Source organism: Inquilinus sp. (assembly GCF_057815775.1).
Genome location: NZ_JBYRFX010000302.1, coordinates 1 through 12,535 on the forward strand (window position 1 = coordinate 1; position 12,535 = coordinate 12,535).

General features: G+C 68.4%; 9 protein-coding genes. 3 read left to right on the forward strand and 6 right to left on the reverse strand.

What is annotated here, in order from left to right; all coding sequences use genetic code 11:
* Positions 1-355 precede the first annotated feature (355 nt).
* Positions 356-2,554, forward strand: coding sequence for a phosphocholine-specific phospholipase C (locus AC3XYG_RS10740; RefSeq protein ID WP_489139820.1), 2,199 nt, complete (start codon positions 356-358; stop codon positions 2,552-2,554).
* A 54-nt stretch (positions 2,555-2,608) separates the two neighbouring features.
* Complete coding sequence (locus AC3XYG_RS10745; protein ID WP_489139821.1) at positions 2,609-4,798, forward strand: phosphocholine-specific phospholipase C; 2,190 nt, start codon at positions 2,609-2,611, stop codon at positions 4,796-4,798.
* A 79-nt stretch (positions 4,799-4,877) separates the two neighbouring features.
* Here AC3XYG_RS10745 and AC3XYG_RS10750 read toward each other — a convergent pair whose 3' ends face one another.
* From AC3XYG_RS10750 to AC3XYG_RS10775, 6 genes are all read right to left on the reverse strand, one after another.
* Entirely contained in the window at positions 4,878-5,816 is a 939-nt protein-coding gene (locus tag AC3XYG_RS10750; protein ID WP_489139822.1) for a Gfo/Idh/MocA family protein, read from the reverse strand.
* Positions 5,817-5,845: 29 nt separating this feature from the next.
* Positions 5,846-6,793, reverse strand: coding sequence for an ABC transporter permease (locus AC3XYG_RS10755; RefSeq protein WP_489139823.1), 948 nt, complete (start codon positions 6,791-6,793; stop codon positions 5,846-5,848).
* Positions 6,790-7,779 (reverse strand): ABC transporter permease, encoded by a 990-nt coding sequence (locus AC3XYG_RS10760; RefSeq protein ID WP_489139824.1) that lies wholly within the window; start codon positions 7,777-7,779, stop codon positions 6,790-6,792. Before AC3XYG_RS10760 ends, AC3XYG_RS10755 begins: the two co-directional genes overlap by 4 nt.
* Positions 7,776-9,257 carry an ATP-binding cassette domain-containing protein gene (locus AC3XYG_RS10765; RefSeq protein ID WP_489139825.1) on the reverse strand — a complete coding sequence of 494 codons (1,482 nt, stop codon included), beginning with the start codon at positions 9,255-9,257 and terminating at the stop codon, positions 7,776-7,778. The genes AC3XYG_RS10760 and AC3XYG_RS10765 overlap by 4 nt, the downstream gene beginning before the upstream one ends.
* A 183-nt stretch (positions 9,258-9,440) precedes the next feature.
* On the reverse strand, positions 9,441-10,484 hold the full coding sequence (locus tag AC3XYG_RS10770; RefSeq protein ID WP_489139826.1) for an ABC transporter substrate-binding protein: 1,044 nt from the start codon (positions 10,482-10,484) through the stop codon (positions 9,441-9,443).
* 179 nt (positions 10,485-10,663) lie between these two features.
* Positions 10,664-11,593, reverse strand: coding sequence for a LysR family transcriptional regulator (locus AC3XYG_RS10775; RefSeq protein WP_489139827.1), 930 nt, complete (start codon positions 11,591-11,593; stop codon positions 10,664-10,666).
* A 115-nt stretch (positions 11,594-11,708) separates the two neighbouring features.
* Between AC3XYG_RS10775 and AC3XYG_RS10780 the strand changes: the two genes are divergently transcribed.
* On the forward strand, positions 11,709-12,535 hold an 827-nt coding region (locus tag AC3XYG_RS10780), incomplete at its 3' end, for a dimethylarginine dimethylaminohydrolase family protein (protein ID WP_489139828.1).

Consider the following 12,535-nt stretch of genomic DNA (forward strand, 5'->3'; position numbering starts at 1 on the left):
CGCTGCCGGCTATGTCCGACGTGTTACAGACGGCAACGACCAGCCGTCAACAAGTTTTGCAACTCATTCTCAATATCATTTGACCGTAACTGTGCCATAACACCGGAAGCATTGGCGAAAGCTTGGGCGTCTGGCGACAAAAGAAACTCTCCACAAAATTGTTAAGAAAAGCCTCTGACCAACATCTTTCTGCAACAAATCTTGGCTAGGGTCCGCCCGTCCATGATCGACGCCGCCCCGCAACGTTGGAATCGCCACGATCCGGCGCGGGAGATAGCGTCAATTTTTTCTAATTCCCAGTAACCCACGTCTCAACGCCATAGAAGTATCCACTTCTCCTGGGGGTCTCACGGTCATGACTTCGGACAGCAGGCGCGACTTCCTGAAGGCGGCCGGCACGGTGGCTGGCGCCGCGGCGGCGCTGACCGCCTTCCCGCCAGTGATCCGGCAGGCCCTGGCGATCGAGGCGAACAACGCCACCCGCTCGATCAAGGACGTCGAGCATGTGGTGATCCTGATGCAGGAGAACCGGTCCTTCGACCATTACTTCGGGACCTTCCCCGGCGTCCGCGGCTTCGGCGACCGCTTCACCATTCCCCTGCCCGGCGGCCGCTCGGTGTTCCAGCAGTCCAACGGCACCCGGGTGGTGATGCCCTATCACCTGGACCAGCGCCGCGGCAACGCGCAGCGGGTGACCGGCACGCCGCACACCTGGGACGACGCGCACCAGGCCTGGGCCGACGGCCGGCTGTTCGAATGGCCGCGCTACAAGCAGAACCAGTCGATGGGCTACTACACGGGGACCGAGCTGGAGTTCCAGTTCGCGCTCGCCAACGCCTTCACCCTCTGCGACGCCTATCACTGCTCGCTGCATGGCGGCACCAATCCGAACCGGCTGTTCCACTGGACCGGCAGCAACGGTCCGACCGGCGCCGGCGTCGCCGCCGTGCTGAACGAATGGACCGACCTCGGCAGTTCGCGCGACGGCTACAGCTGGACGACCTATCCGGAGCGGCTGCAGGCGGCCGGCGTGACCTGGAAGCTGTACCAGAACCTGCCGGACAATTTCGGCGACGACCCGCTGGCCGGGTTCAAGCAGTACCGCCGCGCCAATGAGGCGATCGGCAACCTGCCGAACGGCTTCCCCTTCCTGCCCTGGCAGCCGGCGCAGGACCAGGCCCAGCCGCTGTACAAGGGCGTCGCCAACACCGCGGCGACCAGCGCGCTATCACTGCTGAGCAACCGGCTGAACGAGTTCCGGGCCGACATCCAGGCCGGCAAGCTGCCGCAGGTGTCCTGGCTGGTGGCGCCGGCCGCCTATTCCGAACATCCCGCCCCGTCCAGCCCGGTGCAGGGCGGCTGGTACGTGCAGGAGGCGCTGGCGGCCCTGGTCGCCAACCCGGAGGTCTGGAGCAAGACGGTCCTGATCGTCAATTTCGACGAGAATGACGGTTTCTTCGACCATGCGCCGACGCCGGCGACCCCGTCGCGCAACCACGACGGCACCCTGGCCGGCGCCTCCACCCTGCCGGATGCGGCGCTGGCGCCGGAATACTTCACCCACCCGAAGCCGCCAGGCAGCACGCAACAGCCGCAGCCGGACGGCCGGGTCTACGGCCCTGGCCCGCGCGTGCCCTGCTTCGTGGTCTCGCCCTGGAGCCGCGGCGGCTGGGTCAATTCCGAGGTGTTCGACCACACCTCGATCCTGCGCTTCCTGGAGCGGCGCTTCGGCGTGCAGGAGACGAACATCGCCGCCCATCGTCGTGCGATCTGCGGCGACCTGACCTCGGCCTTCAACTTCGTCACCCCGAACACCGACCGGCCGCCCGAGCTGCCGAGCCGCAGCAAGTTCGTGGCCGATACCATCAGCCTGACCCAGTCGCTGCTGCCGCAGGTGGCGGTGCCGGGGGAAGCGGCGCAGCAGCCGCCGCAGCAGGCGCCCGGCCTGCGCCCGTCCCGCCCCCTGCCCTATGAGCTGGGCGTGGCGGCCACCGCCGCGGCCGACCGGATCCGGCTCGGCTTTGCCAACACCGGCACGGCCGGTGCCGTGTTCCATGTCTATGACCGGCTGCATCTCGACCGCATCCCCCGCCGCTACGCGGTCGAGGCCGGCAAGCAGCTGGCCGGCGAGTGGCTGACGGGCCCCGATTTCGGCCAGTACGATCTGTGGGTGCTGGGGCCGAACGGCTTCCACCGGCACTTCACCGGCAGCGTCGCCGCCCTCGGCGCGGGCAAGCCGGCACCGGAGGTCACCGCCGCTTACGACAAGGCGGGCGGCGCCCTGGCGCTGCAGATGTCCAACCACGGCGGCAAGGCCTGCACCTTCGTCGTCACGGCCAATGCCTACCAGGCGGTCCAGGGATCGCCGCGCCATCCGATGGCGGCGGGCGGCCAGGCGGTGCTGCGCCTGCCGCTGCTGGCCCAGGGGCGCTGGTACGACATCACCGTGAAGGTGGAGGGCGACGCCCTGTTCTCCCGGCGCTTCGCCGGGCGGATGGAGGACGGCACCCCCAGTGTCTCCGACCCGGCCATCGGCCAGGCGGGCGCGGCCTGACACGGCCGCCACAGTTTCGATTTTCCGTTCGTTACCCCCCAGGAGAGTCCTGAGATGACTTCCGAAAGCAGACGCGGTTTCCTGAAGACCGCCGGCACGGTGGCCGGCGCCGCGGCGGCGATGACGGCCTTCCCGCCGGTGATCCGGCAGGCCCTGGCGATCCCGGCGCACAACGCCACCCGCTCGATCAAGGATGTCGAGCACATCGTCGTGCTGATGCAGGAGAACCGCTCCTTCGACAGCTATTTCGGGACGATGGCCGGCGTTCGCGGCTATGGCGACCGCTTCACCATCCCGCAGGCCGGCGGCGCCAGCGTGTTCCAGCAGTCGAACGGCACCCGCGTGGTGATGCCGTATCACCTGGATGAGAAGAAGGGCAACGCCCAGCGCGTCAACGGCACGCCGCATGGCTGGAGCGACACGCACAATGCCTGGGCCGACGGCGTGATGAGCCACTGGCCGCAGTTCAAGCAGAACCAGTCGATGGGCTACTACACGGAAGAAGAACTTCCGTTCCAGTTCGCCCTCGCCAATGCCTTCACCATCTGCGACCAGTATCACAACTCGATCCTGAGCAGCACCAATCCGAACCGGCTGTTCATGTGGACCGGCACCAACGGCCCGACCGGCGCCGGCGTCGCGTCGGTGGTCAACGAGTGGGATGATTTCGGCCCGTCGAGCGAAGGCTACACCTGGACCACCTATCCGGAGCGGCTGCAGAAGGCCGGCGTGTCCTGGAAGGTCTACCAGAACCTGCCGAACAACTTCACCGACAACTCCCTGGTCGGCTTCAAGCCGTACCGCCGCGCCAGCGAGGCGATCGGCAACGGCCCGACCGGCGCGCCCTATATCCCCTGGCAGCAGTCGCAGGACGCCGCCCAGCCCCTGTACAAGGGCGTCGGCAACACCATGCCGGCCAGCGGCCTGCTGGAGGAATTCAAGGCCGACATCCAGGCCGGCAAGCTGCCGCAGATCTCCTGGGTCGTCGCGCCGGACACCTATTCCGAGCATCCCGGCCCGTCGAGCCCGGTGCAGGGCGGCTGGTATACCCAGGAAGTCCTGGCAGCCCTGGTCGCCAACCCGGAGGTCTGGAGCAAGACCGTCCTGATCGTCAATTTCGACGAGAATGACGGCTTCTTCGACCATGCCCCGCCGCCGGCGCCGCATTCCTTCAACCCCGACGGCACCCCGGCCGGCGCGTCCACCCTGTCGGACAAGGATCTGGCCTTCGAGCGCTTCGGCTGGCCGGTCCCTCCCGGCACCCACAGCCAGCCGACCCCGGACGGCAAGGTGATCGGGCCGGGCACCCGCGTGCCCTGCTATGTCGTCTCGCCCTGGAGCCGTGGCGGCTGGGTCAATTCCCAGGTCTTCGACCACACCTCCGTCCTGCAGTTCATGGAACTGCGCTTCGGGGTGAAGGAGACCAACATCAGCCCGTATCGCCGGGCGATCTGCGGCGACCTGACCACGGCGTTCAACTTCCGTGATCCGAACACCGAGCGGCTGCCGCGCCTGCCGACCACGACCAAGACCGCGGCCGACGCCTTGCGGGCGCAGCAGGAAACCCTGCCGCAGGTTCCGCTGCCGGCCCCGACCGCCCAGCGTGCCCCGGTCCAGGCCCGCGGCCTGAAGCCGTCCCGCGCCCTGCCTTATGAGATGAGCGTTACCGGCGAGGCGCATGGCTCGGCCAACCAGATGCAGCTGCACTTCGCCAACACCGGCGATGTCGGCGCCGTGTTCCAGGTCTATGACCGGTTGCATCTCGACCGGATCCCCCGCCGCTATTCGGTGGAGGCCGGCAAGCAGCTGGCCGGCGTGTGGAACACCTCGGCCGATTTCGGCAAGTACGACCTGTGGGTGCTGGGGCCGAACGGCTTCCACCGGCACTTCACCGGCACCGTCACCCCGGGCTCGGGCAACCGGACGCCGGTGGCGGAGATCGCGGTGTCCTACGACAAGCGGGCCTGCGGCCTGATCGTGCGCCTGACCAACAGCGGCAACGGCCTCGGCATCTTCACGATCAAGGCCAATGCCTACCAGCTGTTCAACATCCCGTGGCGCCAGATCGTGCTGCCGCACGGCCAGGCGACCGCCTACCTGCCGCTACTGCTGCAGGCCCGGTGGTACGACTTCACGGTGAAGGTCGACGGCGACGCCCTGTTCACCCGGCGCTTCGCCGGCCGCATGGAAGACGGCAACCCCAGCGTCTCCGATCCGGCGATGGGCGAGCCGAACGTCGCCTGATCCGAGCGACAAAAAAGGGGCCGGCCCGGGATCATCCCGGGCCGGCCCTTTCTTTTTTTGGGCTTATCAGTCGCCACATCTACCAGTCGAACGCGTCGGTCGTCAGGCGGCGGCCGACCAGCATGGCGTCGGCGACCAGGCGAAGCGGCGCGCCATCGACATCGCTGAGGCGGGCTGACAGCAGCTCGGCGAAGCGGCGATAGATGTGCTGGTATTCCTCGCTCGGCACCTCGACCGTGACCGTGCCGCCGATCTCCAGTGCCGCGCCGCCCTTGAACAGCCGGGCGGACCGGCCATCCGCCGTCTCGATCAGCATGTGCCAGGTTTCGCCGCCGGTCTCACGCCAGTCGAAATCGGCGGTCAGCGCGGGCGCGGCCGGATCGGCGCTGGCGAAGACCAGCTTGGCCGCGATCGGCGTCTGCCGGTTCGCGGGATAGCTCAGCTCGGCACTGCGGATGAAGGGCACGACCGGCAGGATCCGGGTGAAGATCGACAGCGCGTTGATGCCGGGGTCGAACACGCCGAACCCGCCCGGCTCCCACACCCAATCCTGGCCCGGATGCCATTTCTTGACGTTCTCGCGCCATTCGATGCGCAGCGACCGCACGCCGCCTTCGGCCAGCAGCGTGCGCGCCGCCTCGACCGCCGGGTTGAAGCGCGAATGCCAGGTCGCGAACAGCACCCGGCCCCGGGACGCGGCGATGTCCTCAAGGTCGGCGAGTTCGGTCAGCGTCGCCGCCGGCGGCTTATCCAGCAGCACGTCCTTGCCGGCGACCAGCGCCTCCCGCGCGATGGCATGGCGGACATCCGGCGGGGTGTTGACCGCGACGACGCCGATCTCCGGCATCGCCTGGTACAGCTCGGCTGGCGTGCGGAAGCTCGGCACGCCGCCATGGCTCAGGCCGCGCGAGCTGACCACGGCCGCGAGTTCGAAATCGCCGCTGGCGTCGATCACCGGCAGATGCTGGTCCTGCGAGATCTTGCCGACGCCGATGACGGCGATCTTGTGCCTGGCCATGCTGTGTTATCCCCCGACCCTGTGGTGCTTCAGCGCGTCTTCTCGCCGCCGGCGGCGACGATCACGGCGATGATGATCAGCCCGGTCAATACCAGCCGCAGACCGGTGCCGACACCCATGGTGTTGAGCATCGTCACCAGCAGGAACAGGAACAGCGCCGCACCCCACAGCCCCGGCAGATTGGCCCGGCCGCCGGCGACGCTGGTGCCGCCGATCACCACCACGGCGATCGAGTTGAGCAGATAGTCCTTGCCCATGTCGAGCGAGGCGCCGCCGAAATACCCCGCCATCAGCGCCCCGGCCAGGCCGGCGAAGCCGCCGGACAGGGCGTAGGTGATGAAGCGGGTGCGTTCGACCCGCACCCCGGCCAGATGCGCGGCCCGGGGGTTCTGCCCGACCGCCAGCACCGACCGGCCATAGACCGTGCGATGCAGGATCACCGACATGATTGCGGCCAGGACGATGCCGACGACCGCCATGACCGGTATGCCCGCCACCTGCGCGGTGGTGAACCCGGCGAAGCCGTCCGGCGGCGACACCCTGAGGCCGCGGCCATAGGCGATGGCGACCGACTGGAACACGAGGCTGGACGACAGGGTGGCGATGATCGGCGGCATGGCGAAGGCGCGGATCAGCGCCCAGTTGACGATGCCGACGACCAGCCCGGCCGCCACGGCGACCGCCAGCCCCGGCAGGATCATGCCGTCCTGGCCGCCCATCACGATCATGGCGGCGGAGCCTGACAGGGCGATGTTGGACGGGATCGACAGGTCGATGTTGCCCGGCCCCATCGCGATCACGAACATCTGGCCGATGGCGACGACGACGAAGAACACGCCGAAGCTGAGGGCGGCACTGAGCACCTGCCCTGCCCCTTCACCGGCGGCGAGGGCGATGATCGCCAGCCACAGGAGGACGGCGCCGGCCCAGGACCAGAGCCAGGGGCGATCCCCCGTCCAGGATGCAATCCGGGTCATCGTGCCCGCCTCCGGCTGGTGAGGGCCCTGAGCGCCAGGACGATGATCAGGATCGCGCCCTGGGCGCCGATCTGCCAGTCCGGCGAGATGTTCAGGAAGGTGAGAAGGGATGCCGCCAGGGCCAGCACCAGGGCGCCGGCGACAGCCCCGATCGGCGACACCCGGCCGCCGACGAAATCGCAGCCACCGAGGATGGCGCCGGCGATCGACAGCAGGGTGTAGCGCTGGGCGATGTTGCTGTCGCCCGAGGTCGACAGTCCCAGCAGCGACAGCCCGGCCAGCAGGCCAAACACGCCGGCCAGGGCGTAGAGGCCGATGCGGATCCGCAGCAGCGACCAGCCCGCCCGGGTGATCGCCTTCGGGTTGCCGCCGGCCCCGCGCAGCACCGCGCCGAGGGCGGAGCGCATCAGGAACAGATGCACCAGCAGCGCCAGCACCACCGCCACCAGGATCGGCAGCGGCACGAAGGGCGGCTTCCAGCTCATCGCCGCGTGCAGCCAGACCGGGCTGGAGCCGCCCGGCGACGGCAGCACCAGTATGGCGAGACCGAGCCAGACGAAGCTCATGCCCAATGTGACGACCAGGGACGGCACGTTGCGCAGATGGATCAGGGCGCCGACCGCGGCATAGGCCAGGACGCTGGCGAGCAGCACGGCGACGCCGAGCCAGGGCGTGTCGACCAGCCAGGTCGCGGCGACGCAGGTGACGAAGCCGACATAGGCGCCGATGCCGAGGTCGAGGTCGTTGACCGTCAGCATGCACATCTGCGCCAGCGTCGCGAACATGATCGGGATCGCCAGACCGAGCATCAGGTTCAGCCCGAAATAGCTCATCGTCCGCGGGTTGATCAGGAAGATCGGCACCAGGATCGCAACCAGCGACAGGAAGGGCAGCAGCGCCCGCCAGGTCGAGGCGCGGGTGAACGGCGCCCACCAGGCGGGCCGCGGCCGGGATAAGGATGGACGGGGCACGGACAGTTCGGTCATGACGCGCGGCGCTCTTCATCCTCGAAGGAAGCCTGCAGGACCGCGGCCTCGGTCAGCTCCGACCGGCTGAGATCCGCGACGATGCGGTTGTTGCGGAAGACATAGACATGGTCGCAGTGCTCCAGCTCCTCCATCTCGGTGGTGTACCAGAGGAAGCTGCGGCCCTGCGCGGCCTGGGCCCGGACCAGGCCATAGACCTCGTGCTTGGTGCCGACATCGACGCCGCGCATCGGGTCGTCCATCAGCACGATCTCGGCGTCGGAGCCGAGCGCGCGGGCGAACAGCGCCTTCTGCTGGTTGCCGCCGGACAGGGTGAGGATGCCGTGGCCGAGATCGGGCGCACGGATGCCGATTCGCTCTTTCCATTCCTGGCCCAGCGCCACCTCGCCGGCCGAGGCGATCAGGCCGCCGCGGCGCAGGGCCTTGAGCGAGCGGATCGAGATGTTGCGTTCGATCGACCACAGCGGGAACACGCCTTCGGTCTGGCGATCGCCGGCGATGAAGGCGATGCGGCCGCGCACCTCGACCCCACTGCGCCGCAACTGGAAGCGGCCGCCGACGGCGGTGTCGTACACCCGGTGCAGCAGCCGGCTCTGGCCATGACCGGCCAGCCCAGCGAGGCCGATGATCTCGCCCTCCCGCGCCACCAGTTCCATCCCGGCTCTTGTCGCGGCCGGGGCACGCACCCGCACGGGCGCCGACCGGTCAGCGGCGGCAACCGCCGCTGCGGCGGCGCTGGCGGCATGGCCCATCGCCGCCACCAGGCCGGGCTTGTCGATGGCGCCCTTGGCCCAGGCGCCGACCACCTTGCCGTCGCGCATCACCACGATGCGGCCGGCGGTGGACAGGATCTCACCCAGGATGTGGGTGATCAGGATGACCGACAGACCCTCGGCGACGCGCTGGCGCACGAAGTCGAGCAGCTGCCCGGCGGCGACGGCGTCGAGCGATGAGGTCGGTTCGTCCAGGATCACCAGGTGCAGCGGCGCGTCGCTGATGCTGAAGGCGCGGGCGATCTCGACCATCTGCCGCCGGCCGATCGACAGGTCCGCCACCTCAGCCTCCGGCACGATGCCGTGGCCGGGGAAGATGCGGTCGAGCATGCCGATGATGAGGTCGCCGGCCCGGCGCCGCCAGCCCGGCCCGGTGATGCCGGGGTGGGTGATCCGGGCATTCTCCGCCACCGTCAGATTGGGGCAGAGCGACAGCTCCTGGAACACGCAGCGGATGCCGAGCGCCTGGGCCGGGCCGATGGCATAGCGGCCGGTGCGGTCCTCGCCCAGCACGGTCAGCCGCCCCTCATCCGGTGCCAGCGTGCCGGCCAGCACGTTCATCAGGGTCGATTTGCCGGCGCCGTTGTGCCCGGCCAGGCCCAGGCATTCGCCCGGCGCCACGGACAGGTCGACCCCGCCCAGCGCCCTGACCGCCCCGAAGCTCTTGGCCACGCCGGCGAAATCGACGATCGGTACAGCGGTCATCAACGAATGCTCCGGATCGGCCGGTGGCGTCCCGTATCGAACGACTTGGGGTCGTGGGTTGGGTTCGCGCAAGCGAACCCAACATCCCGTCCGAGCCGTCGCCGCGGGCCTTGTTGGGTTCGCTTGCAGCGAACCCAACCTACGAGGTTCTCGAGAACAGAGACCATAGGCTCTGGCCTGCGCTTACCCTTCCGTCGGCGTCGCCGGCAGGTCCTTGCCGGCGGTGATGGCGTCGATCAGCTGCACCACCCAATCCTGTGGGTAGGTGGCGTTGGTGACGCCGCCCTCGGGGGTGTGGGCCAGCCAGTAGTCCAGCTTGGCCTGTTCGACCACCACGGTCGGCAGGCGCAGGTCCTTCGGCACGTCCTTGCCGGCCAGGATCTGCTGCGCCACCCAGAATGCGACCTGGGCCGAACCCGGCGCGATCGACAGGCTCATCGTCTGATAGCCGCTGGCGGTCTGGTCCTTCCACCACTTCAGCTCTTCATAGCGGTTGCCCATGATGATGAGCGGCGGCTTGCGGCCGGCCGCGGCAAAGGCCTGGGCCACGCCGTAGCCGTCGCCGCCCTGGGTCACCACCGCATCGACCTGCGGCAGCGTCGGCAGCACGCCGGCGACCTCGCGCTGGGCCACGGTCTGGGTCCAGTCGCCATGCACCGAGCCGGCGATGGAGAAGCCGGAATGGGTCTTCAGCCCGTCCTCGATGCCCTTGTGGATCTCGTCATCGACGAACACGCCGGCCATGCCGCGGATTTCCAGCAGCTTGCCGCCGCTCGGCATCCGGCCGGCCAGGTAATCCATCTGGGTCTTGCCCATGCCGGCGAAATCGATGGCGATGCGCCAGGCGCAGGGTTCGGTGACAATGCCGTCGAAGGAGACGACGACGATGCCGGCGTCGCAGGCCTGCTTGACCGCGCCGTTGACCGCCGTCGGCGACGCCGCGTCGATCACGATCGCGTCATAGCCCTGCAGGATCATGTTCTGGATCTGCGAGGCCTGGTCGGTCGGCGAATTGTCGGCGGTGGTGAAGGCCGGGGCCTCGGCGATCAGCTTCTTGTCGACCGCGGCCTTGCCGACCTCTTCCCAGCTCTTCAGCATCGCCTGGCGCCAGGAATTGCCGGCGTAGTTGTTGCTGAGCGCGATCTTCTTGGCCGAAGTGTCGCCGGTCGCAGCGCCGTCGGCCGCCAGGGCCGGGATCGATGCGACGCTGCAGAGACAGGCCGCCAAGACCCAAGGTGTCCATCCACGCATGAAACCCATCCTCCCTGTAACATTCTGTCCGGAATTGCACCCGGCGAGCGCAATATGGGATTTATCGGACAAATTGACAAGAATTTGAGTTCGCTCACAAATGTGAGATTCTGCCGCGGTTCGGCCTGCTTTTTAACGGCTTAAGGTATCCGGTCCTAGGCCCGCTTCGCCGGCTGTGCCGGGGGCAGCCTGGCCGCCAGCAGATCCTGGACCAGCACCTGTCCCGCCTTGGTCATGGTGGCGCCCTTGCGGGTCACGATCTCGAACGGCGCGTCATACGACAGCAAGCCCGGCAACAGCTGGTACAGCCGGCCCGCCGCCAACCAGGACGCCGCATAATGGGTCGGCAGGAACCCGATGTAGCCCCCGGACAGGATCAGGATCGCCTGCGCCTCCATGCAGTCGACCGTGGCCGAGGCGGAGGCCTCCGACAGGCCCAGCCGCGCCAGGTCGCTGAGATTCCAGTAGCCGCGGGTGATCAGCCGTTCGCGCCGCATCTCGGCCAGCAGGTCCGGGCTGTCAGCCGCGCCGAACAGCCGGTGCCCGGCGCCGCAGTAGCACACCTGCTGTTCGCGGTAGAGCGGCGTGTAGACCAGCCCCGCGATGTGGCGCGGGAAGGCGCCGACGACCAGGTCGAGCTGCCCGTCCAGCAGCCGCTGTTCCAGGCGCGACGGCGTGTCGACCGCCATATGCAGATGCACCCGGTGGTCGCGGTTGCCGAAGCGGCGCAGACCCTCGATCACCGGCGCCCCCGGATCACCCGCCGTGGCATCGACCAGCCCGATATGCAGGTCGCCGGCCAGCCTGGCATCGAGCGCCGAGGCCTCGCCGCGGAACGCCTCGACCGCATCGAGCAGGCGCCGCGCCGCGTCATAGACCGCCCGCCCCTGTTCGGTCAGGCGGAAACCGGCGCGGCCGCGTTCGCACAGCCGCGCGCCCAGCCGCTGCTCCAGCTGCGCCATCTGGGTCGAGACGGTGGAAGCGCCGAGGTTCAGCGCCGCCTGCGCCGCCGCGAAGCCGCCGGCATCGACCACGGTCACGAAGATCCGCAGCAGCCGCAATTCGACATCGGTTACGTTCTTCATCCCGACGAGATTACATCGGTAATTCGAGAAGTGAACGTCGCGCCACCGCTATTTTTCCGCGGCACGACATGCGCCATCCTTCCGGAAACGAAACGTGCGAACAGCGAGGCTGCGAGTGCCCTGGACCTTGGATTCCGAAACCGGCGTCCTGCGCGACGTGCTGCTGGCGACGCCGGAGCATTATGCCTGGCAGCCGACCAACAGCATCGCCCGCGCCACGCTGGAGGGCGGGTCCGCCTATGACCATCAGCGCGTCCAGGGCCAGTACCGGCAGATGGTCGATACGCTGGAAGAGGCCGGCGTCACCTGCCATTATCTGAAGGTCGAGCCGCACCTGCCCTACCAGGTCTACACCAGGGATTCGAGCCAGGTGACGCCCTGGGGCCCGGTCGTCACCCAGCTGTTCCGGCCGCAGCGCCGCGGCGAATACGCGGCGGTGATCGAGTTCTACCAGCAGCATGGCGGCATCTGGCGCTATTCCACCGACGGCACGCTGGAAGGCGGCGACATCCACATCATCCGTCCCGGGCTGGTGCTGATCGGCAGCTCCGGCGAGCGCACCAACGAGGCCGGGGCCCGCCAGTTCGCGCGCTGGTTCGAGGCCGAGGGCTGGGAGGCACGGGTCGAGGTCTTCCCCGAGCATTTCCTGCATCTCGACGTGATCTTCTGCATGGCGGCGGACGGGCTGGCCGTGGCCTGCACCGATGTGCTGGACGACGGGCTGCTGGACTGGCTGAAGTCGCATGGGATCAAGCTGATCCCCGTCACCTACAAGGAGGTGATGGCGATGGGCTGCAACCTGCTGTCGCTGGGCCGCGACCGGGTGCTGTCGCCGAAGCACAGCAGCCGGGTGAATGCCCTGCTGCGGGCCGAGGGCATCACCGTGTTCGAGCCGGAGCTGGATCTGCTGGCGGCAGGCGGCGGCAGCATCCATTGCATGAC

Bases quoted from the DNA above. Each gene is read 5' to 3' on its own strand.
- AC3XYG_RS10775 (WP_489139827.1), bottom strand. From the start codon at position 11,593: ATGAAGAACGTAACCGATGTCGAATTGCGGCTGCTGCGGATCTTCGTG.
- AC3XYG_RS10755 (WP_489139823.1), bottom strand. From the start codon at position 6,793: ATGACCCGGATTGCATCCTGGACGGGGGATCGCCCCTGGCTCTGGTCC.
- AC3XYG_RS10765 (WP_489139825.1), bottom strand. From the start codon at position 9,257: ATGACCGCTGTACCGATCGTCGATTTCGCCGGCGTGGCCAAGAGCTTC.
- AC3XYG_RS10750 (WP_489139822.1), bottom strand. From the start codon at position 5,816: ATGGCCAGGCACAAGATCGCCGTCATCGGCGTCGGCAAGATCTCGCAG.
- AC3XYG_RS10745 (WP_489139821.1), top strand. From the start codon at position 2,609: ATGACTTCCGAAAGCAGACGCGGTTTCCTGAAGACCGCCGGCACGGTG.
- AC3XYG_RS10740 (WP_489139820.1), top strand. From the start codon at position 356: ATGACTTCGGACAGCAGGCGCGACTTCCTGAAGGCGGCCGGCACGGTG.
- AC3XYG_RS10760 (WP_489139824.1), bottom strand. From the start codon at position 7,779: ATGACCGAACTGTCCGTGCCCCGTCCATCCTTATCCCGGCCGCGGCCC.